General features: G+C 42.2%; 24 protein-coding genes. 11 read left to right on the forward strand and 13 right to left on the reverse strand.

Going from position 1 to position 19,902, the window contains the following annotated elements:
- Window positions 1-137: 137 nt before the first annotated feature.
- Both AABK37_RS33500 and AABK37_RS33505 read right to left on the reverse strand, forming a co-directional pair.
- A complete protein-coding gene (locus AABK37_RS33500; protein WP_432555791.1) occupies window positions 138-422 on the reverse strand; it encodes a hypothetical protein in 285 nt (94 codons plus the stop codon).
- The gene (locus AABK37_RS33505) at window positions 415-1,095 is read right to left on the reverse strand and encodes a tetratricopeptide repeat protein (RefSeq protein ID WP_432555792.1); all 681 of its coding nucleotides are present in this window, start codon (window positions 1,093-1,095) and stop codon (window positions 415-417) included. Before AABK37_RS33505 ends, AABK37_RS33500 begins: the two co-directional genes overlap by 8 nt.
- Window positions 1,096-1,232: 137 nt before the next feature.
- Between AABK37_RS33505 and AABK37_RS33510 the strand changes: the two genes are divergently transcribed.
- On the forward strand, window positions 1,233-1,385 hold the full coding sequence (locus tag AABK37_RS33510) for a hypothetical protein (protein ID WP_432555793.1): 153 nt from the start codon (window positions 1,233-1,235) through the stop codon (window positions 1,383-1,385).
- Window positions 1,386-1,517: 132 nt separating this feature from the next.
- On the opposite strand, the gene AABK37_RS33515 is transcribed toward AABK37_RS33510, so the two are convergent.
- Entirely contained in the window at window positions 1,518-2,381 is an 864-nt protein-coding gene (locus AABK37_RS33515; protein WP_432555794.1) for a fructosamine kinase family protein, read from the reverse strand.
- A gap of 21 nt (window positions 2,382-2,402) precedes the next feature.
- Between AABK37_RS33515 and AABK37_RS33520 the strand changes: the two genes are divergently transcribed.
- Together AABK37_RS33520 and AABK37_RS33525 are read left to right on the forward strand one after the other, a co-directional pair.
- Window positions 2,403-2,528 (forward strand): hypothetical protein, encoded by a 126-nt coding sequence (locus tag AABK37_RS33520; RefSeq protein WP_432555795.1) that lies wholly within the window; start codon window positions 2,403-2,405, stop codon window positions 2,526-2,528.
- Window positions 2,507-2,791 carry a hypothetical protein gene (locus tag AABK37_RS33525; protein ID WP_432555796.1) on the forward strand — a complete coding sequence of 95 codons (285 nt, stop codon included), beginning with the start codon at window positions 2,507-2,509 and terminating at the stop codon, window positions 2,789-2,791. Before AABK37_RS33520 ends, AABK37_RS33525 begins: the two co-directional genes overlap by 22 nt.
- Here the strand turns inward: AABK37_RS33525 and AABK37_RS33530 are convergent.
- Window positions 2,750-4,024 (reverse strand): M16 family metallopeptidase, encoded by a 1,275-nt coding sequence (locus tag AABK37_RS33530; protein ID WP_432555797.1) that lies wholly within the window; start codon window positions 4,022-4,024, stop codon window positions 2,750-2,752. The two genes, AABK37_RS33525 and AABK37_RS33530, sit on opposite strands and share 42 nt — an antisense overlap.
- 423 nt (window positions 4,025-4,447) lie before the next feature.
- Here AABK37_RS33530 and AABK37_RS33535 point away from each other — a divergent pair, with 423 nt between their 5' ends.
- The 5 genes from AABK37_RS33535 to AABK37_RS33555 all read left to right on the forward strand — a co-directional run bounded on the left by AABK37_RS33535 (window position 4,448) and on the right by AABK37_RS33555 (window position 8,381).
- Window positions 4,448-5,605: a glycosyltransferase family 2 protein gene (locus AABK37_RS33535; protein ID WP_432555798.1), complete on the forward strand. Its 1,158-nt coding sequence runs from the start codon at window positions 4,448-4,450 to the stop codon at window positions 5,603-5,605.
- 195 nt (window positions 5,606-5,800) lie between these two features.
- Window positions 5,801-7,294, forward strand: coding sequence for a C-3',4' desaturase CrtD (gene crtD / locus AABK37_RS33540; RefSeq protein ID WP_432555799.1), 1,494 nt, complete (start codon window positions 5,801-5,803; stop codon window positions 7,292-7,294).
- A 71-nt stretch (window positions 7,295-7,365) separates the two neighbouring features.
- Window positions 7,366-7,557, forward strand: coding sequence for a DUF6888 family protein (locus AABK37_RS33545; RefSeq protein ID WP_432555800.1), 192 nt, complete (start codon window positions 7,366-7,368; stop codon window positions 7,555-7,557).
- A complete protein-coding gene (locus AABK37_RS33550) occupies window positions 7,550-7,738 on the forward strand; it encodes a DUF6887 family protein (protein WP_432555801.1) in 189 nt (62 codons plus the stop codon). The genes AABK37_RS33545 and AABK37_RS33550 overlap by 8 nt, the downstream gene beginning before the upstream one ends.
- A gap of 235 nt (window positions 7,739-7,973) precedes the next feature.
- Window positions 7,974-8,381: a hypothetical protein gene (locus tag AABK37_RS33555; RefSeq protein ID WP_432555802.1), complete on the forward strand. Its 408-nt coding sequence runs from the start codon at window positions 7,974-7,976 to the stop codon at window positions 8,379-8,381.
- Here the strand turns inward: AABK37_RS33555 and AABK37_RS33560 are convergent.
- From AABK37_RS33560 to AABK37_RS33575, 4 genes are all read right to left on the reverse strand, one after another.
- On the reverse strand, window positions 8,340-9,821 hold the full coding sequence (locus AABK37_RS33560) for a peroxidase family protein (RefSeq protein ID WP_432555803.1): 1,482 nt from the start codon (window positions 9,819-9,821) through the stop codon (window positions 8,340-8,342). The genes AABK37_RS33555 and AABK37_RS33560 overlap by 42 nt on opposite strands.
- Before the next feature lie 250 nt (window positions 9,822-10,071).
- Window positions 10,072-10,326, reverse strand: a complete 255-nt coding sequence (locus tag AABK37_RS33565) for a helix-turn-helix domain-containing protein (protein WP_432555804.1) — start codon at window positions 10,324-10,326, stop codon at window positions 10,072-10,074.
- A gap of 100 nt (window positions 10,327-10,426) precedes the next feature.
- Window positions 10,427-10,780 (reverse strand): hypothetical protein, encoded by a 354-nt coding sequence (locus AABK37_RS33570; protein WP_432555805.1) that lies wholly within the window; start codon window positions 10,778-10,780, stop codon window positions 10,427-10,429.
- Window positions 10,781-10,828: 48 nt separating this feature from the next.
- Window positions 10,829-13,204: an ATP-binding cassette domain-containing protein gene (locus AABK37_RS33575; protein ID WP_432555806.1), complete on the reverse strand. Its 2,376-nt coding sequence runs from the start codon at window positions 13,202-13,204 to the stop codon at window positions 10,829-10,831.
- A gap of 172 nt (window positions 13,205-13,376) precedes the next feature.
- Here AABK37_RS33575 and AABK37_RS33580 point away from each other — a divergent pair, with 172 nt between their 5' ends.
- From AABK37_RS33580 to AABK37_RS33590, 3 genes are read left to right on the forward strand one after another with little or no spacing between them, the layout of a single operon-like run.
- Entirely contained in the window at window positions 13,377-15,023 is a 1,647-nt protein-coding gene (locus AABK37_RS33580; protein WP_432555807.1) for a protein kinase domain-containing protein, read from the forward strand.
- A gap of 13 nt (window positions 15,024-15,036) precedes the next feature.
- Entirely contained in the window at window positions 15,037-15,534 is a 498-nt protein-coding gene (locus AABK37_RS33585) for a hypothetical protein (protein ID WP_432555808.1), read from the forward strand.
- 10 nt (window positions 15,535-15,544) lie between these two features.
- Window positions 15,545-16,954: a serine hydrolase gene (locus AABK37_RS33590; RefSeq protein WP_432555809.1), complete on the forward strand. Its 1,410-nt coding sequence runs from the start codon at window positions 15,545-15,547 to the stop codon at window positions 16,952-16,954.
- A gap of 199 nt (window positions 16,955-17,153) precedes the next feature.
- Here AABK37_RS33590 and AABK37_RS33595 read toward each other — a convergent pair whose 3' ends face one another.
- The 5 genes from AABK37_RS33595 to AABK37_RS33615 are packed head-to-tail and all read right to left on the reverse strand — an operon-like array spanning window position 17,154 to window position 19,564.
- Complete coding sequence (locus AABK37_RS33595; RefSeq protein WP_432555810.1) at window positions 17,154-17,576, reverse strand: type II toxin-antitoxin system VapC family toxin; 423 nt, start codon at window positions 17,574-17,576, stop codon at window positions 17,154-17,156.
- Window positions 17,573-17,824 (reverse strand): DUF2281 domain-containing protein, encoded by a 252-nt coding sequence (locus tag AABK37_RS33600; RefSeq protein ID WP_039747961.1) that lies wholly within the window; start codon window positions 17,822-17,824, stop codon window positions 17,573-17,575. The genes AABK37_RS33595 and AABK37_RS33600 overlap by 4 nt, the downstream gene beginning before the upstream one ends.
- A gap of 20 nt (window positions 17,825-17,844) precedes the next feature.
- On the reverse strand, window positions 17,845-18,012 hold the full coding sequence (locus AABK37_RS33605; RefSeq protein ID WP_432555811.1) for a hypothetical protein: 168 nt from the start codon (window positions 18,010-18,012) through the stop codon (window positions 17,845-17,847).
- A 41-nt stretch (window positions 18,013-18,053) separates the two neighbouring features.
- The gene (locus AABK37_RS33610; protein WP_432555812.1) at window positions 18,054-18,821 is read right to left on the reverse strand and encodes a ferritin-like domain-containing protein; all 768 of its coding nucleotides are present in this window, start codon (window positions 18,819-18,821) and stop codon (window positions 18,054-18,056) included.
- 20 nt (window positions 18,822-18,841) lie between these two features.
- Window positions 18,842-19,564, reverse strand: a complete 723-nt coding sequence (locus AABK37_RS33615) for a ferritin-like domain-containing protein (protein ID WP_432555813.1) — start codon at window positions 19,562-19,564, stop codon at window positions 18,842-18,844.
- Window positions 19,565-19,902: the final 338 nt, after the last annotated feature.

A 19,902-nucleotide genomic window follows, 5' to 3' on the forward strand; every position in this document is an offset into this window, starting at 1 on the left:
GGGGCCCTATCGCATTGGGCATTGGCATTCTTTCCCATGCCCCATGCCCCATTCCCCATGCCCGCTCTCATCCCACTCCGTGGCTGGGGTGGGATGAGCTTAAAATATTTTGTGATAAAAATTTGAATAATCCACCGCTAGGAGGATGAGCGGCTGCTAAATATTAAACCTGAAATTGCAAAAATCAGGCGTTGGGCAATGGGCAATGGGCAATGGGCAATGGGAATAAAGCCAAATTTCGATCTCAGCCCCATGCCCCATGACGCCAGTTGCTTCAAGCCGGGAAACCCGTAAGGGCGCACTGGCTCCCCCATGCCCCATGCCCTATGTCCCATGACGCCAGTTGCTTCAAGCCGGAAACCCGTAAGGGCGCACTGGCTCCCCCATGCCCCATGCCCAATGCCCCATTCCCCATTACCCATTTTTAAAAGAGTGATACATTGTATCTTCCGGGGCAAGACGAATAGCTGTGTTATAATCTGCCATTGCTTTGCACTTATCGCCGATTTCATAGTAAACCTGACTACGCCAAAGGTAAAATAGGGGATTCTTTGGATGAAGATTAATCGCTAGGGTATAATCTTCAAGTGCTCCGTTTGTGTCTTGTAGATTTTGCCGGCGTAAGTTAGCGCGTTGGCTGTAGAGGTAAGCATCGTCAGGAAAAATACGAATTGCATTATCGAATAGAGCGATCGCTTTATTCGTATCTCCCTGCTGATTGAAGGTATGAGCTTGTTTAACGTATGCAGCAATAATACTCTGTTGATTACCAGGTATAGTCGAGGCTATAACCGTCTCAGGCTTTTCTTGTTGTGTATCCTCTGCAATTTTTGCCGCCGATTTACCCAGATTAAGCGCTTTACAAATTAAACTAATAGTCGAGCCAAAGGCTAAGACTGTTCCAGCTACAACAGCAATGGCTGCCAAATCCCCATTACTGTTAGTACTGTTTTGAAAGCCTTTGATATCGACAGCCTGAGTAGTTGTGGGTTGATGAACTTCTGTGGTGGTTAGCAGTGGTGCGTTGTTAAGAATTTTTTTCTTGATAATTTGCTTACCCGAGGCATTGTATAATCCTTTGATGTCGCTAATCATTTTGAATCCTCTAATTTTTAAGGGTTTGTTGCAGGCTTAACTGCCTGATATGTTTCAAGTTAGAGAGTCATCGGGAAGAACCAGGGAAGGTCAAATACGAATTTAGGAAATGGGGAATCGGTAATGGGGCATGGGGCATGGGGCAATGGGCATGGAAAGAATCGTATTTGTTCAGTGATGAGCGAACTATTTCTTCTTTAATTCCCAATTCCCAATGCCCGATTCCCAATGCCCAATGCCCAATTACCCATTGCCAATGCCCAATTTCCAATTGTTTAAGAGATTGTTAACTACCGAGAATTTCAAGCAAAAATATGAATATCAGTACAAAAGTTTACATATAAGGAAAGACGAACTTTACTAAAGTGCGCGATCGCGATCGCGATCAAGGCATCTTGTAGAGAAGGTATCGCTTATTTTCCTCAAAACCGCAAAATTTCTTCAATCATGCGATTCGCTTGCGAAGCATAACCGCCACCAAATAAATTAAAATGATTGAGAATGTGATATAGGTTATAAATAGTCTTTCTTTGTTCATAGCCTGCATCTAAAGGAAAGACTTCGTTGTATCCATGATAAAACGCCGCTGGAAATCCGCCAAAAAGTTCGGTCATGGCAATATCAACTTCGCGATCGCCAAAATAAGTTGCCGGATCGAAAATTACCGATTCTCCTGACACAGTACACCCAGCATTTCCCCCCCACAAATCGCCATGCACCAAGGAAGGTTGCGGCTGATGTGATAGTAACTTAGGTATAGCTGCTAGTAATTTTTCTTGTTGAGGAAAATCGCCACCGCGCCGTTTTGCAAGTTCAAATTGATACAATAGTCGATGTTGAGTATAAAATTCTGCCCAGTCTTGAGTCCAAGTATTAATTTGCGGCGTGGAACCGATGGTATTATTAATTTTCCAGCCCATACCTTGACTGCTAGTAGTTTGATGCATCGCGGCTAACTTGCGTCCCATCTCTGACCAAGATTTGCTATTACCTTTATCCATTTCCAGCCACTCTAAAACGATGTAGCTGAAATTATCTGCTGTCCCCCAGCAAATTGGTTTCGGGACGCGTATGCTATTTGATTGCCGCATTTCTTGCAAACCCAGCGCTTCAGCCTCAAACATAGCAATTTGCGCTGCTTGATTTAGCTTAACAAAGTAAGTGCGTTCGCCGCTAGAAACAGCATAACCTTGGTTGATACATCCACCACTAAGCGATCGCCTATTCTGGTTCTCAAATTTCTCGCCAGTCACCTGGCTAATATCAGCATCAATTTTAGTCCACATCGTTTGATTGGGGAATGGGGAATGGGGAATGGGAAATGGGGAATGGGTAATGGGGAATGGGGAGTGGGAATGGGGGAATGGGGAATGGGAATGGGGAGTGGGGAGTGGGGAATGGGGAGTGGGGAATGGGGAGTGGGGAATGGGTAATAAAAATAATTACCAATAACCAATGCCCAATGACGGCAGGTGCTACAACGCGCTTAACCCGCGCAACGCACTGCCAAACCTATGCCCAATGCCCAATGACGGCAGGTGCTACAACGCGCTTAACCCGCGCAACGCACTGCCAAACCTATGCCCAATGCCCCATGCCCAATGCCCCATGCCCAATGCCCAATGCCCCATTCCCAATGCCCAATGCCCAATTATTAAGCTGGTTTCATGACAACTACACCGTAAGCATCTGGTGAAAGATATTTTTGAGAAGCTTGCATTAAATCGGTTGCATTTTGAGCTTGAATGTGATTTGGATAATCAAAGGCTGGTTCTAAGTCTCCTACCATAGATTGATAGTAACCGTACAAACCAGCGCGATCGCTTGGTGTTTCGTTACTAAAAATAAATCTGTTAGCGACACGCTTTCGCACGCGCTCAATTTCAGCTTCGGCGATCGTTTCTGTTTGTAGCCTGCTAATATGTTGAGCGATCGCACTTTCCACGGCTGGCACATTTTCTACAGCACAATGCGCGGAAATATAAAAAGTCCCCTGTAACCGCTGCGTCATATTACTCACAGAAACCGAAGAAACCAATCCTCTTTCTTCGCGCAAATCTCGCACTAGCCTTGATGTGCGTCCATGTCCCAAAATTCCTGCCAAAACATCCAGCGCGTAAGTTTCCGGAAGCTTAATTAACCCCGGAACTCGCCAAACCATTGCCAATCGTGCTTGAGTTAGACTTTCATCTACATATTCTCGGCGGACAATTTCTGTAAATGGTAATTCTTGAGTAATTTCTAAATGCTGTTCGGGTGGGGTTATCCCGTCTTTTGCACTAAATCCCTCGGCGACAATTTCAATTAATTCTTCTACCGGCAAATTACCCACAACCGCAGCACACGTTGACTGTGGTTGATACCACATAGCGTGAAAATCCCGCATTTGCTGCGCTTTTAGTTGAGAAATGACTGTTTCTGGTCCCAATACCGAACGACGATAGGGTAGTCGATCAAACGCTGTTTCCATCGCTCGTTGAAAGGTGCGCCGGCGAGGATTATCATCACTACGGCGAATTTCTTCTAAAACTACCAATCGCTCTCTTTCAAAAGCTTCATCAGGAATACTGGCATTAGTTACTATATCAATTTGTAGTGGGGCTAGCTCCGCAAAATCTTTGGGAGCAGTTGTCACATAATAATGAGTATAATCTTGGCTGGTGGCGGCATTAGTAACAGCACCGCGCTCTTCAATTTGACGTTCAAACTCGCCGCTACTTAGTCGCTCACTGCCTTTAAAAATCATATGCTCTAAAAAGTGAGCCATGCCGTTAATTGCATCTGATTCTACAGCTGAACCGACTTTAACCCACAAGTTGAGGTTAACGGCTTCAATCGGCATTTGCTCTGCTACTATTGTCAACCCGTTGGGCAAGATGTGCAGCTTTGGGGCATTGAGACGAGGAAAATTCAGCAAAGTTGAAGTCATTGGTAGTTGTGGGTGAAAAGCTCTGTTACTTCTTTATTTTACCTAGGACTTATATAACCCGCATTCGTCAACACTTTTTGACAAAATTTTTGCATTGATTACCTGCACAATTTTTGTCATCCTTCTATAGAAGGATTTTTTTAAAAGATAGAACCATGATTGCCTGTTGGTGAGAGTTGCAATCTGAAGAAGGAGAGCGATCGCCTTCATCCCGTCAAAATACCTAAATTTTGTTATTAAACATCAAGTTGATTTTTCCGTAAATTCCTGTAGGATATAATTTAGATTATTCAACCAAATAAGTAATTTCATGTAGACAAGTTTTTCTTTGATTTCGGACTTTTTGTCAGATTTTTATCTGTTTTCTGTTTTTGGCTAACTTTTTAAATTCTTTAACCAACATTTACAAGGTTTGTGAACAAAATGAAGGATAATCTGCCCTTTGTTTCAGTTATTATTCCTGCTTATAACGCAGAGGCATTTATTGGTCGGACATTAGAGTCTGTACTCTCGCAGACTTACGAAAATATCGAAGTTTTAGTAGTTGATGATGGTTCTAAAGATAGAACTGCGGAAATTGTGGCGTCTTTTGCCGAAAAAGACAGTCGTGTAATTTTATTGAAACAGCAAAATGCCGGAGTTGCCGCAGCGCGTAATTTAGCAATAGAAAAGTCGAGAGGGGAATATATCGCACCCCTGGACGCTGATGATATTTGGTATCCTAGTAAACTTGACAAACAAGTACAGTGCATATTAGAAGGAGGTTCATCTGTAGGATTAGTTTATGCCTGGTGTTTATTTATTGACGAAGATGATATAATTATCGGACAATACATACCCTATAATTATTTAAACATCCACAGCGTACAGGGAGAAGTCTACCCAGCTTTGCTATTTAGTAACTTTATCGGTAGTGCTAGTACGCCGTTAATCCGTCGAAGTTGTTTTGAAAAAGTTGGTGGCTACGACTGCGAACTTAAACAGCAGAATGCTCAAGGTTGTGAAGATTGGGATATTTATCTGCGAATAGCCGAATATTATCAACTTCGGGTTGTGCCTGAATTTCTGGTTGGTTATCGTCAGCTAAGTGCCAGTATGTCTAACAGTTGTAAGACAATGGCAAAATCTTATAATCTGATGATGGCAAAGTTCAAAGATAGGCATCCAGAAATACCGAATCATATATATACTTGGTCTGCCAGTTCTTTTTACGTTTACTTAGCATGGAAAAGTAAAGATAATGGAGATTATAAGACCACTTTAGAATGGATATATAATGCTGTAAAATTGGATTATAGTCCGCTTTTGTTAAGACCAATTTATCAATGCATTATTGAATGTATATTAAAAATTGCTGCTAAACCAATAACCTCGTTGATTTGGTCAGATCATCACTCTTGGTTGCAGTTCTTAGAAAAATTTAAACTTGTTCGCAAAGTAGCTGTTAATCGCAACATCACAGTTACTGAAATTCAGGGACAAATGTATAAACCATACCAATATCCCACCAAACCATATGCAAGAGTGATGGGGCAAAGATGGTTGCAAGTGTTACAAATGTGTCGGACGATATATGAATGAAATTGGGAAAATTTGCGCCGTCAGTTCAGATGTCAAGAAAAAATTGTACATATTGTAGAGACGTTCCACACAGAAACGTCTCTACGATTGTTGGATGACATTGGTTGCGATCGCCTACTTACGGCAAAATTTCCTGCTTTCCTCAAATAATATAAAATTATAAATAGAAATATTAAGAAATATGTAAAAGTATCTATGCCAAGCGATCGCGTCATCGTCATCGGTGCAGGAATCGGTGGACTCACTGCTGGGGCTTTATTAGCTCATAGAGGTTACAGCGTCTTAATTTTGGATCAAGCGATCGTACCGGGAGGTTGTGCTTCTACCTTCAAACGCGCTCGCTTTACCTTTGATGTAGGAGCAACTCAGGTGGCAGGGTTAGAACCAGGAGGTATTCACCACCGTATTTTCTCGGAATTAGAAATCGAGCTTCCAAAAGCGACACCTTGCGATCCAGCTTGTGCAGTGTATCTTCCGGGGGAGAAAACACCGATTAACGTTTGGCGTGATTTAGAAAAATGGCAAGAAGAACGTCAACGACAGTTTCCTGGTAGTGAACCATTCTGGCAATTAATGGCAGCTTTATTTAAAGCCAGTTGGAAATTTCAAGGACGCGATCCGGTGCTACCACCACGTAACATCTGGGACTTGTGGCAGTTGACTAAGGCGGTTCGCTCTGGTACATTAATTACCGTGCCTTACACTTTGTTTACAGTGGGCGATGCTTTGCGAGCTTATAAATTAGGAAGCGATCGCCGTTTAAGGACATTCTTAGATTTGCAATTAAAGCTGTATTCTCAAGTGAATGCAGAAGAGACAGCATTACTTTATGCAGCCACAGCATTGAGCGTATCACAACTACCGCAAGGATTGTTTCATCTGCAAGGTAGTATGCAAGTATTAAGCGATCGCTTAGTTTCAGCTTTAGAAAGAGACGGTGGTAAATTGTTGATGCGCCACACCGTAGAACATATCCACCTAAAGCATAACAAAGCTGTTGCCGTCGTCATTAAAAATCAGAAAACCGGCGAAGTCTGGACAGAATCAGCCGACCATATAGTTGCAAATGTCACCGTACAGAACTTAGTGCAACTATTAGGTGAAAAAGCTCCTCGCGGGTATAAAAAGCGAACAGAAAAACTACCCCCCGCATCCGGTGCGTTTGTCGTTTATTTGGGTGTAGACGCAAGCGCCATTCCTCCAGGATGCCCGCCCCATCTACAATTTATGTATGATGCCAATGGTGAAATTGGCGAGAATAATTCGCTATTTGTCTCCGTCAGCCATCCGGGAGATGGTCGCGCACCTGAAGGGAAAGCAACAATTATTGCTTCATCCTTTGTCGATCCATTACCGTGGTGGCAGACTGAGGATTATGAAGGCTTAAAACAAAAATATACAGAAGAAGCGATCGCACGTCTTTCGCAATACTTTTACTTGAAACCAGAAACGATTATTCATGTAGAAGCCGCAACACCGCGCACCTTTGCTAATTATACAGCACGCGATCGTGGTATTGTCGGCGGTATTGGTCAAAGAATATCTACTTTCGGTCCCTTTGGTTTTGCCAATCGCACACCAATCAAGAATTTATGGTTAGTGGGTGACTCTACCCATCCTGGGGAAGGTACTGCTGGGGTGAGTTACTCAGCGCTGACTGTAGTTAAGCAAATTCAAGCTGATGGGTAGAAGCTTGTTTGCGCTAGTCAGTAATTAGTTTTTCATTATCAACCAGCTAAAGTAGAGGACAATGGTGCTGCATGACCAGGGAAAATCAGCCATCACTTAAGCAATTACAGCAGATGTACAGAATTTGTATTTCTCTAACCAGTATGTTTGTATCAATTCACTTAGTTTGTGTCGATAGGCGAACAGGAGACTTGATAATCATTGCAGGGGAAGAGACGCAAGCCGCAATAAACCAACAAGGAGAGGTGGATTATCGTGATTAGACCAAATTTTGAACAAATGAGTATTCAGGAATTGCGAAGCTATGTATTACAACATCGTTCGGATGAAGAAGCACTTCACGCATTAGGTCAACGCATCCACCGTGAAGGAAGACGTATTACTTCAGTCAATGAATTAGTGCAAAGCATTGAAGAAAAACGAGCGCAAGGTAAAGAACCGTAAGTAGTATTTGTAGGGGAGCCAGTTGCATGGTGAGGCAACGCGGTCTTGGGGGTCTCCCCCATGAGCGATTGCCGAAAGGGTTTCCCGACTTGAGCAAACTGGCGTTGCGTTACGCATAACGCAACGGTAATATTGGGGGAGGAAAATCCACACCCCAATTTGCCTCCCCTACGCATCTAGGGTGTACACACAAATTGACCAGCATAGGTTTCAACTCTTCTAGTAGTTTCGTAGGGTGTGTTATGGACACGCCAAAATAACAAATGCGATCGCCGAAATAACTTTTGAGTCCGCCGAAATAACTTTTGAGTCTGCCGAAATAACTTTTGAGTCTGCCGAAATAACTTTTGAGTTCGCCGAAATAACTTTTGAGTTCGCCGAAATAACTTTTGAGTCCGCCGAAATAACTTTTGAGTTCGCCGAAATAACTTTTGAGTTCGCCGAAATAACTTTTGAGTTCGCCGAAATAACTTTTGGTATCATGTCCGGTTTATTAGTATTTGTAGGGTGCGTTACGCATAACGCAACGGCAATATTGGGGGAGGAAAATCCACACCCCAATTTGTCTCCCCTACGCATCTACAAAATCCGTTACATTTTATTATTTATCGCCAATCGGATTGAGTTCTCCGACAAATTTTAACAAGTCTACCATTGTAAATGTACCGGGATTTTGGGCAGGTAGTATCGGCTTCCAATCTGGGCAACGCACCAAAAACGAGCTGCTATCTGCTTCCAGAAGACCGATAAACACCTCAGCGAGAATGCGACTTCCTACTTGACCCAAGCGCTTTCCTTGACCTTGGACTTGCGCTTCTTTGAGAATATAATACCACAGTGGTGACTCAATATGAAAGTTATGCTTAACGGCAACTGCTCCATCAGCTCCTGTGGAGATTTCAGCCTTAGTCAACGGCTGGAGTTTCATAAACCGAGCGACACTTTGACCGGATGGTAAGCCGAGACTGCGACCGCGCAGCAGGTTTCTCACTGCCAGTGAATTAGGAAGTGGAACATTCGGCAAATTCTTCAACGGGTCAACGAGGAATGGATCTAGCTTGCGGCTAAAACCAACTTGCACATTAGGATCGATTTGAAAGAACCTTCTCCAGTCAATGATCCAGTCACTGGGAATAGGAATATTGGCAAAGTCACCAAACTTACCTGATTTGGCAGTGAAAAGAAACAGCAGTTCCAAAGTACCAGCAGGTCTTGGTGGAACAGGGGGATTAGAAAATACACGGTTGTAATCATAAACCGCACGCACCATACTGTGACCGAGACGATAGGCAGCTACTGAAAACTCAACCGGGATGAATGGCTCTTCCTTAAATTTGTAGAAGCGTCTGCCTTTAGTCAACACCGCCTCTAGCTGATTTTTGTCAAGAATGCGAGTCAAAAAATCGTACAGTACAATCCACTGATAGTGCCAAATCACCAATTCTCTGGCTTGTATAAAAACCGATTTGTCAGTAGAATTCTTTGGTTTAATGCTTCCATCCCTAATTCCTGCAACTATTTTGTTGTGAAACTTCAAAAAAGCTAGGTGCAGTTGGGCAACAATTAAGTTTTCGTCGTTGCGCGAGTCGCCAAGAAGACCCAAAGTACTTTGGGCACGAGGCAGGTCATTGGGCAGTTTAGTCGGAACCGATGGATCTCCCGCTCCTGGCTTTTCGTTCGTTGTCCCAATTAAAAATAGATCCGGGTCATCGAGTTGGTAGAGATACGGTTGCACATCAGGTCCTGAGCCATAGAGACTATCAAGGTCAAGCCTTGGTGTGCGGAAATTTTGCACTGCCAATGGATCGACAAGAGTCTCTTGCAGAGCAGTGGTATCAAGGGTTATGTCATGATCGACAAATTGACCCAGATAAGTGAACCCCGCAGGGACATTTAAATTGTCACCGTCGGGAGTATTTGGGCTTGGATCGTTCATTGCATCGCCCAATTCAGTCAAACTTGCTATTGATGGAGTAAAACTCGGCAATTTAGGAAACATTCTGCCGAACTTCCCAGTTTCTGTAAATTCACCCAGCGGTTGATTCTCACCTGTACGAGGGGGAAATCCATGACGTCTACGCATATTTATTGCCTTGGTATTGTTGGAGTTGGTTGTCCAATTGAAAAGAATTCAATTTGTATCTATCTGTAGTATGGCTTGAATAACTAAGCTCTGGCAGTACCCTTGATGGTACTATTTTTGACAAAATATACCTTGTTGGGTCTTTGAGCCGAACTACAAGTGCGATCGCTTACATGGCGGTAGTAGAAGTATTTTTTGCAATAACAGGAACGAGAATATCTGATAAAGTCGTTGGTGGCACTACACGACATCACACTTGATGCCCGCGATCCATCCCCTCACCTTGTCTTGGAACAACCTCAAACAATATGCCCATATCGCACCCAAAAAAGTCACACAGGACGGCTAAAGTATCAACGTCGTAGCGCTTTGCGGTGTTCTCACATAGTCCCCTGATGGCTGCACTGGTCAGTCCTGTCGCAGTCGCCAATGCCGATCTCGTCATGCCTTGAGCATCGATTAAATCTTGTAAGCGGCAACGAATTTTGACCTTGGACTGCTGCACAGCTTTTCTTTCATGTCTTTTAGTGAATTTAGGCGGAACGGGAGGATTCATTCTTTACGTTGTCACATCACATCCTTCGTTCCTATTGTCGATGACTAATTTAGTAGCTTTTTTGATTAAACGTTTTAACGATTAATCGACTAATATATAATTGTGAAAAAGCGATCGCACCCTTCTTGGCGGAACCAGTGCGATCGCGAAGCGGCGGCTTCCGCATCGCCTTCATGCGTAAACCCACTATAGGAATACAAATTACATGATGACCAAGCCCCGTTGGGGCGGGGGTAGGGGGTAGGGTGTGGGGTTGCAGTGTCGAAATAGCCCCAACAACCATTGGGTACAAGCCTCGTCCTTTGAGGACGGTTGCACCATGCGGGGAAACATACGCCTCTAGCATGTGCCGTCTTCTCCCCACACCCGACACCCGACACCCGACACCCTGTTTTTGACACAATCACAAGCACTCGTTATTGACGAGCAAGCACTATTGTGAAAGAGAAATCTAAAAAATATCTTTGCGCTTTTGTAACCAGAAAGTAACAATTAAATAAATCGCCATATGCAAACACAAAAGCCCCCAATTTAATTGCAGATTCGCCCACGTTGCATCATAAACTGGTGTTGGGTCAAATGGTCTAGCAACTGTGCTACCATCAGGTAATTTAATCGCATCGGGAACCATTGCATTAATATTAACTAAAGTACCATAAGCACCTATTGACCAACGACTCAGCATCAACCAAGAAATTTTACTAGCAATACCTTCCATCTTGAACAAGACACCAGAAAAGATAATTTGCGGGATTAATAATAGAGGTAAGGCACTATTCGCTTGACTGCTATTTTTGACAATGGCGGAAATTAATAGCCCTAAACTCATACTAGTTAAAAGTGTGAGGAAAGTAGTAATTGATAATCCTAATTGCCAAGAAATTAATTTCGGTTCGGGAGATTTAAATAATATAAGCACAACTAAATAAATTAGCAAAGTTTGCAAAAATGCTAAACCGGAAAGAATTGTCAATTTAGAACCAAGATAAGCAAATAAACTCAAATTTACCAATCTCTCGCGCAGGTAAATCGCTGCTTCTTTGACAATTTCTTGCAATGAACTAGAAAGTCCCACCCACAAAGCAGCACAGGTAAATACAAATAATACCCGCAAGGCTAAAGGTGCGAGTGTTGCATCTGGTTTTGCTGGTAAAATTAAGGGATGGATATCTTTGAGTGCAATGGTAATTAAACTAATGCCGATAGGTGCGGTTAAAAGCGCTAAAGCAAGATTGATGCGATCGCGTTGCTGAATCTGAAAATATCTTTGAGCAAGAATACCTAATTGTTTTATAAAAGATATACCAGAACCTTGTTTGTTATTGGCATTGGTTTGTGAAGTTTGATTTCCCGGACTGAGGTGATTGGCAACGTAGCGGCGATAATCATCTGAAGAGTGAAATTTTTGCGCTTGGTCGATGACAGTTTCTGGTTTTTCTAGCTGGTTGTAGATATCGGCGAAGTCTTCCTTAACGCTAAAAAATTGCAAACATGCATCAGGGGGACCAAAATAACACAAGCGTCCACCTTGACCGAGAAAAACCACGCGATCGCACAACTTGATATTAGCTGTCGCATGAGTCACCAAAATCACCGTCCGTCCTTGGTCTGCCAATTTCCGCAATAGTTGCATCATCTTTTTATCCAACCCCGGATCGAGTCCAGATGTTGGTTCATCCAAGAAAAACAACTTCGGATCGGCTAGCAATTCTACCCCGATACTGACTCGCTTGCGCTGTCCTCCACTCAATTCGCTTACCCTCGCATTGCGACGGTGCGACATTTCCACATCTTGTAAAGTCTTTTCCACCACGTTTGGGACATCAATATCTGGTGGTAATCGCAACTTGGCAGCGTAGGTAAGTACTTCTGCAACTGTCAATTCCCGATGAATGATATCGTCTTGGGGAACATAACCAATCTGCGTGCGATAGATATTGAAGTTTTTTCGCAAGTCTTCCCCATTTAAGTAAATCATACCTTTGGTTATTTGCTCAGTTCCTAAGAGCGATCGCATCAAAGTTGATTTACCCGCACCGCTTCCCCCCACCAACGCAACAAACTGTCCCGGTTCAATCGCTAAAGAAACATCATCTAATCGTCGCTTACCTTTGGTTTCTAGCACCACATTGCAAGCATCCAGACGAATGCGCGAGCCTTGATCGAGTATTTGTAGTTCATCACCACGTACAATTAAGGTATATGGTCCAATGCGAATAGTTGCGCCCGGTGATAGTAATGTAGTGCTATTAACTCGCTGTCCGTTAACAAATACGCCATTGGTACTGTGGTCGCGTAAAATGTAGCGTCCTTGAGCATCTGTATCAATTGTGGCATGATGCCGGGAAATTGTCGGAGCATCTAAAGGTAAAGTAGCATTAATATCGCGACCAATTAATACAGAGCGATTTTTCAGAGAAATTGATTGTAAACTTGGTTTACTACTGATTACTGGGTTAGCAGGATTGTAGTATTTCAACAAAACCTGATTTTGCGGGTTTTGACCGATATAGATTTCACTACCATTTTTCAGTAAATATCCTGCATCGGTAGTGATGCGACTGTGATTAATATATAACCCATTTGTACTGGGGTGAATGCCATCTCCATCATAGATGCGATAGTCTTCCCCTTCTTTGCGTAACACAGCTTGGCAACGTCCTACCACTTGCCAATCTTCCGGGATTAGCAGATCGACAGAATTGCGATCGCGTCCCATTTTGTGCTGTGGTTTACTCAGTTCTATGTGTAAAACTTTTCCCTGACTTTTTAGCTCTAAGTACTGGTTTGTACTTAGTAAATTTTTGTTGCCTATTTTTGTATTCATTGAAGAATTATGATGATTGATTAAGGTGTCTTTTCACCTCTAAATCAACGATAATATGAAAATTTGCCAGAAATACCAAGAAAAATAAACAAAATATTTTTAGATATATATATGCAGGACAATGTATTAAGCATAAAATAAATTTAAGTAACCGTATTGGGGTAAAGAGATAATGACACCCATACTATTGAAAAATCGCTACCAGGTGATTCGGGTACTGGGTTCGGGTGGGTTTGGTGAAACATTTCTAGCAGAAGATACTCAGATGCCATCGGGATGCCGATGTGTGATTAAGCAGCTCAAGCCAGTAGCTAATAATGCTCAGGTTTATCAGTTAGTACAAGAACGGTTTCAGCGAGAAGCGGCGATTTTAGAAGAACTAGGTGGTAACAGCAATCAAATTCCTCGGTTAAATGCCTACTTCACAGAAGATGGGCAATTTTATTTAGTACAAGAATATATTGAGGGGCAAACTCTAACCCAAAAGTTGCAACAGCAGGGGGTATTGAGTGAGAGTTCAGTCAAAGAAATTTTGATAAATATTTTGCCAGTTCTGGAATACGTCCACAGTAAGCGGATTGTGCATCGGGATATTAAGCCAGATAACATCATCATTCGCTACACAGACGGGAAACCGATTTTAATCGACTTTGGGGCAGTCAAGGAAACGATGGGAACAGTAGTAACTGCTTCCGGGAATTCTAGCAGGTCGATTGTAATTGGTACACCAGGGTTTATGCCGAGCGAACAAACTGCTGGAAGACCTGTATTTGCCAGTGATTTGTATAGTTTAGGATTAACAGCGATTTATTTGCTCACAGGCAAGATTCCTCAGGAATTGCCAACCGATCCAGCTACTGGTGAGATTGTGTGGCGACATTTTGCATTATCGTTGAGTCCGAGTTTTGCGGCTGTGTTGGATAAAGCGATCGCATCTCATGCACGCGATCGCTTTTCTAGTGCTAGAGAAATGCTCGAAGCATTGCAGACTGGTGTAACTCCCATTGCACCTACTATACCTCCATTTGCTGCCACGCAAATATCTGCACCGCCATCCGGAGGATACGTCCAGCCAGCGACAGTGGTATCATCAGGTGGAGCAATCCCATACCAGCAGCCAGTTTATTATCAGCAGCCAGCACCAGTCAGTAAAGGCATGAGTGATTGGCAAAAAGCTGTGATTACCGGTGGTGTAATTGGTGCGTGTGTCCTTATTGGTTTAACAGTTATTAACCGCAAAGAAACATCTAACCAACCTCAGCCACAACAAACAGTGGCAGAACAAAACTCCTCTCCAGCACCAGAAAATTCCTCTCCAGCACCAACTTCTTCTGTTTCCGAAAATTCTAGAACACCGCAGCAACCTATCAGCGATCCTCAGCCACCAATCGCTACTGCACAAACCTCAGCAATTACCAAAAAAGCAGCATTCGCTTTAATTAACCAGTGGCAACAATCCAAGGCTCAGTTATTTGCCCCACCGTTTAATCGCGAATTAGGAAGTGAATTAACTACAGGTGAAGCATATAGAAAAAATATTGGACAAGGAAGTTCATTAGAATGGCTAGAAGATAACAACGCTTATTATCGATATGGTGTACAAAGAATCGATTCTATTGAAAACTTTGTCGCTAATGGCGATCAAGCAACACTCGATATAGTCCTTACAGAAGACCGCAAACTGTATAAAGATGGAGAAATAGTTAATGATGAAAATAGCTCATTTGATACAAGGTTAGTTAGATATTCTTTACAACTAGAGAATGGAAAACTAAAAATATCTGATTATACAACTGTGAGAGTGATTAATACTCGTTAAATTAGGAAAATACATGAATAAACTACGTAGAAAAATTTCTCCAGCTTTATTTACCTTAACTTTAATTTGCTTTTTTCTACCTTTTATTACAGTTTCTTGCAGACAAGAAGAAATCGCAACTTTAAATGGAATTGATTTAGCCATAGGTAAAACGGTTAGGCAACCAAGTATTTTTGGCAACCAGTCAAAAGAGGAAAAAATTCCGGCAGATCCTTTAGCGACTATCGCTTTGATTTCTGGTGTTATTGGTTTGGGAACCAGTTTTATCAAAGCGAAAAAAAGCGCGTTCGCTCCAGCAGGTGCTGGTATCGTCGGTTTTATTTTGCTGCTGATGCTCAAGTCCAAAATCGACAGCGAAATCGTCAAACAAGGGCAAGGTTTACTTTTAGTCAGCTACGGTTTTGGATTTTGGCTAGCATTTATATTTTTTATTTCCGCAACCTTCCTCAATGTTTATAGCTTGATCGATTCTCAAAAAGACGACGACGAACCAACACGTCCTGTTGAATAAGGTATAATTCGTGTCTGAACAATCACAAATTAAACAACGCGATCGAAGAATTTCTGAATTAGAAGCAGATTTAGCTCGTGCCAATCAACAGCTTCAACAGCAGCAGCAAACAATTATTAAATTACAACAGCAAATAGCACCTGACGAAAAGCAATTACAGCAACATTTTACACATTTATCTGAAAAAAAATTAGACAATACAAGAATAGAAAAAACTCAAAATCAACAGACAAAAATGAGATTGCGGAAAAAACAACCATCACGATTATCTCGTCTGCAATTTTTCAGTATAGTTGCAGGAGTTGTGCTAGCTATAACACTAATTGGATTAGCAATTAATCGACGACAAAATTCACCTCCTCCAAAAGCAGTTTCTTCACCACCAACAAATATTCCTCAAACTAAAAATACACCTGTTTCACCACCAATTTCCTCATTACCTATACCAGTTTATCCGCTAAATACTTTGCCTCCATTACAACAAACAAATGTAGAACTGACGTATAATATCACTATTTCTCCAAATTTCCAGAAAAGTCAGAAATTACAGAGTATTGTCGATCGCGCAGTTAGTCTGGCAACTGATAAAAAACTACCAAAAAAAGCATTGTCAATCACATTAATCGACGCAAAAACAGGGAAGTATGGAGCATATCAACAAGATGAACTGCGATATCCAGCTAGTATTGTCAAAATGTTTTGGATGGTATATTCGTATTCGCTAATCCAGAATAATCCTGCGAGCGAAGCCAATTTTACACCATACCTCAGCAAAATGATTAAAAACTCTGATAATGATTCTGCCAGCTACGTTGTTGATACAATTACCAATACTCAATCAAGAAATGATTTCCAAGGTGAAGAGTATGAAAATTGGGTACAAAAACGCAATCAATTAAATAAATACTTTCAACAAGCAGGGTATACGAATATTAACTTAAATCAGAAAGTTTTTCCCATCAATTACCTCAATATTTCTGAACCTAAAGGTGCTGAGTTAAAAATGCGAGGTAATCCAGAAAAGCCTATTCGTAATAAGATGACAACGCTGCACGCTGCCAGACTTTTATATGAAATTTATGAGAATCAAGCTATATCGCCAGATTATAGTGGAAAAATGATAAATTTATTAAGAATAGATTCGCAAACTAGGAATTTGAAAAAAGACGATCAAAATCCTAACGAATTTAATCCTGTACGGGGATTCTTCAGCGAACCTTTGCCAAGCAATATTGACTTTGGTGGTAAAGCTGGTTGGACTTCTAACACCCGTCAAGAAGCAGCATATATAGCAACACCAGATGGAAAAGCAGCTTATATTCTTGTTGTCTTTGCTGAAGACCGCGCTTATGCTTACGATTGGAAAATATTTCCCCAAATCTCTAGTTTGGTTTTTGAGCGCATGACAAATGGTAAATAATCCTTAGAATCCCGGTTTCTTCAATAAACCGGGATTATCGTTGAATATCATCAACATTCTGTTCTGCTGCTTGCTGCCTTTATCTACTAAAAATCGAGTAAAATATATAACAATTACTTTTATCTCAAGTTGCACTAGTTTATGAACTTGTTACCAGTCTTGGAGTATGTACACTCGAAAACGTAAATTCTAGCTTTTCTTATCCAACTTCTGGCATAATTACAGAAATTACTTGATTTTGATTCTTACGATAAATTGTAAAATCACTATCAAGGGTGAGCAATTCACTTAGAGGAGAAAGTTCCGTCATTCTCACTAAACACGCATCCGCTAAAGACATCGGTACAGACTGATAACGTCTCATCAACTCCCCAACCAGAGCAATTTCTTGACTGAGACGAAATTCTATCTGGATGATTCCTCTTTGCATCAAAGAAATTACTGCTGGTTCACCTCCATAGACATTCTGTAAGAGAAAACAAGCCTCTGTAATCACTGCTTCACAAGTGAACAAAGGTGGTTCAATCTCTCTCAACTGATTTGTCACCCAGTTATGAAATTGCTCCCGACGATTGACTAAAGCTACTAAAGGACCTGTATCTAACATTACTTCTTGCTTCATTCTCGTAATGGTCTGTTAAGATACTCCTTGTTTGTAGATAAATCTCCAGGTCCTCCATCTACACACCCTACTAAGTCTGCCGCAGCTTCTAAAGCAGACATTAGCGTCCCATTAGGGTGCTTAAACTCCACTCTTAGCGATTTGCTGTGCAAAAACTCCACGAAGTCAAGCACCTGCTGCTGTTTTTCAAGGGAAAGGGTTCTCACCTTTTCTGCAATAAGTTGGTCTATGCCGATTGCTTGAGTCATCAGTCTTTACTTTAGTCTTATCACTTCAAGTGTAAATCTAACTTCGCCAACACCATCACCAATATATCTCGGCTTGTCTGTTGATCGCGTGACAAATCGTCAATGAACCACTTAGCTTGATCGGGCGATCGCCAATTTTCTCCAACAAGAGCGATCGCGTTTAAAGTAAGAAATTCCCCACACGGCATATCGCTTTTGATAGCGCGTGTGGAGAACAGCCGAATTTTATTTACTTCTCGGTCAGGATGGGACCCACCAGCGCTATCACCTCGTCTTTTGTGGCAAAGCCATCAAAAGCTTCATTACTGAAGGGAATTGGGGAATTAGACCCTTCCCGATTCTTGTTGAAGAGGACTTCACTGGCATCTCTAACCCAAGGTCGCACATCTGCACCATAATAAGTTTGCCGTAGATAGCGAACACCAGCAGCATGTCGAGCTTCTATAGTGTGGATTTCCAAAGCTCCAGCTAAGACAACTTTACCAGCATCACCGGCGGCAAGCAAGTTCTGCACCTGTCCCTTATAAGCTGCTACCCCCGTGTCTTCGACATACTGTAACGCCAGGAGAAAATCTTCAGGATTATTAAATGGGTCGCGATTGAGTATAGCATCGTAGTTGGGGTTCTTTGGGATAGCGATCGCATCTGGATTACCTCCCAGAGATGTCAATACAGCCGATAGATCGGTAACGTGCATACCCTCATCCTGTCCGTAGGACTTGATTGCTTTTTTAGCAGGTTCTGGGAGACTCATCAATCCACCGCTCTTGATTGCAGTAAACGCACGGCTATACATATCAGCTTCCAGTTTTTCTAAAGTCAAAGCGTATTCAACAACTTCCTTAGGTGTAAGTGTTGCTGACTGAGCAGAAGCTGCTGTTACGGGGATTGTGAGCAAGGATAGAAGGAGTAAAGACAGGATCAGCATTCTACCCCAAGTTGCTGCCAAACCGAGGCTGACAACTAATTGCCCTGCTAGCGAGAAAAGGGTTTTCATATTCTTTGTAACTCCTGGGGTTAAGCGACAAGTGCGCCGTTGATTGGGTTTTTCAATATATTCAAAGAGCCGACAATCGCTATAATCTGTTTGGGCGTGTATAGCTCATCGTAGGCACGTCCCTTAAATGGATTGAGTTCAGGAACTAGGTCAGCATCGTTGACTGCGCGATCGCTATCTGGCTCTGTGGTAGGTCGCTTCAGAAGCGCACGTACTCCAGCAGTGTGGCGTGCTTCAATAGATACAATCGAACCAGCTGCCAGTAAGTATGTGGGGTCTTTCAAGCTTGTTCCCGCCCCATTGTAAGCGTGAACACCCGTATCTTCCAAAGCTACAGCCGTATTCAAGATGGTATCGCGGTCTGTCAGGACAGCATCTAACCCAGCTTTGTTAAATTTGAGATTTTTCGTCTTAAAAGTAGCATTTTTACCTAGAACTTCCCGAAGAAATTTGACGTGGGTAGCTTCATGAGAACCTATGGCTTTGATATAGTCATACTCTTTAGGATCTGTAATCTTGCCAGATTTAAGCACAAGTAAATAAAATGCTGCTTCTAGTTCCTCTAATAACAAAGCGAAGTTAAGGATACCAATATCATCAGCATTAAATGTCAGAGTTTTGCCATACTCATTAGTCTGTGCAGTCACTCTCTCAGGTAGAGTGGTTAAAGCTGCCGCACCAACGCTTAGAAGACCCCATTTCAACAAGCTACGTCGCGAGGTGAAAGATAAATTCTTTTTCATTTTCATATCTCCTAAAAAAGTAAGCGCTTATTGCTGCTAGTTAAGAATTAATTGCCCGCGTCGAAATCAATTACCGCGCTTATATATTGCCGGAAAAAGTTGCATCCCCATAAGGATGAAACTTTCTACTGTGCTAATCAAAACCTCTCCCCAACTCAAGTTAGGAAATACCGTTTATAGTTCTACCCCGCTGTCTTCTACGCGAGGCAATAGCACCTGTACTCAAAACACCAAACGCTAATAAACCTAGTCCAGATGATGCTTCCGGGATTGCTTTAGCACTTTGAACGCCGGTGAGGGTGATAGTATAACTTCCACTGTCCAATATCAAGCCATCA

The sequence above is a fragment of the Tolypothrix sp. VBCCA 56010 genome, assembly GCF_050875635.1.
In the GTDB taxonomy this organism is placed as follows: Bacteria; Cyanobacteriota; Cyanobacteriia; order Cyanobacteriales; family Nostocaceae; genus Hassallia.

Bases quoted from the DNA above. Each gene is read 5' to 3' on its own strand.
- AABK37_RS33500 (WP_432555791.1), bottom strand. From the start codon at position 422: ATGGGTAATGGGGAATGGGGCATTGGGCATGGGGCATGGGGGAGCCAG.
- AABK37_RS33505 (WP_432555792.1), bottom strand. From the start codon at position 1,095: ATGATTAGCGACATCAAAGGATTATACAATGCCTCGGGTAAGCAAATT.
- AABK37_RS33510 (WP_432555793.1), top strand. From the start codon at position 1,233: ATGGGGCAATGGGCATGGAAAGAATCGTATTTGTTCAGTGATGAGCGA.
- AABK37_RS33515 (WP_432555794.1), bottom strand. From the start codon at position 2,381: ATGTGGACTAAAATTGATGCTGATATTAGCCAGGTGACTGGCGAGAAA.
- AABK37_RS33520 (WP_432555795.1), top strand. From the start codon at position 2,403: ATGGGGAATGGGAAATGGGGAATGGGTAATGGGGAATGGGGAGTGGGA.
- AABK37_RS33525 (WP_432555796.1), top strand. From the start codon at position 2,507: ATGGGGAGTGGGGAATGGGTAATAAAAATAATTACCAATAACCAATGC.
- AABK37_RS33530 (WP_432555797.1), bottom strand. From the start codon at position 4,024: ATGACTTCAACTTTGCTGAATTTTCCTCGTCTCAATGCCCCAAAGCTG.
- AABK37_RS33535 (WP_432555798.1), top strand. From the start codon at position 4,448: ATGAAGGATAATCTGCCCTTTGTTTCAGTTATTATTCCTGCTTATAAC.
- crtD (WP_432555799.1), top strand. From the start codon at position 5,801: ATGCCAAGCGATCGCGTCATCGTCATCGGTGCAGGAATCGGTGGACTC.
- AABK37_RS33545 (WP_432555800.1), top strand. From the start codon at position 7,366: ATGACCAGGGAAAATCAGCCATCACTTAAGCAATTACAGCAGATGTAC.
- AABK37_RS33560 (WP_432555803.1), bottom strand. From the start codon at position 9,821: ATGCGTAGACGTCATGGATTTCCCCCTCGTACAGGTGAGAATCAACCG.
- AABK37_RS33575 (WP_432555806.1), bottom strand. From the start codon at position 13,204: ATGAATACAAAAATAGGCAACAAAAATTTACTAAGTACAAACCAGTAC.
- AABK37_RS33580 (WP_432555807.1), top strand. From the start codon at position 13,377: ATGACACCCATACTATTGAAAAATCGCTACCAGGTGATTCGGGTACTG.
- AABK37_RS33585 (WP_432555808.1), top strand. From the start codon at position 15,037: ATGAATAAACTACGTAGAAAAATTTCTCCAGCTTTATTTACCTTAACT.
- AABK37_RS33595 (WP_432555810.1), bottom strand. From the start codon at position 17,576: ATGAAGCAAGAAGTAATGTTAGATACAGGTCCTTTAGTAGCTTTAGTC.
- AABK37_RS33600 (WP_039747961.1), bottom strand. From the start codon at position 17,824: ATGACTCAAGCAATCGGCATAGACCAACTTATTGCAGAAAAGGTGAGA.
- AABK37_RS33605 (WP_432555811.1), bottom strand. From the start codon at position 18,012: ATGCCGTGTGGGGAATTTCTTACTTTAAACGCGATCGCTCTTGTTGGA.
- AABK37_RS33610 (WP_432555812.1), bottom strand. From the start codon at position 18,821: ATGAAAACCCTTTTCTCGCTAGCAGGGCAATTAGTTGTCAGCCTCGGT.
- AABK37_RS33615 (WP_432555813.1), bottom strand. From the start codon at position 19,564: ATGAAAAAGAATTTATCTTTCACCTCGCGACGTAGCTTGTTGAAATGG.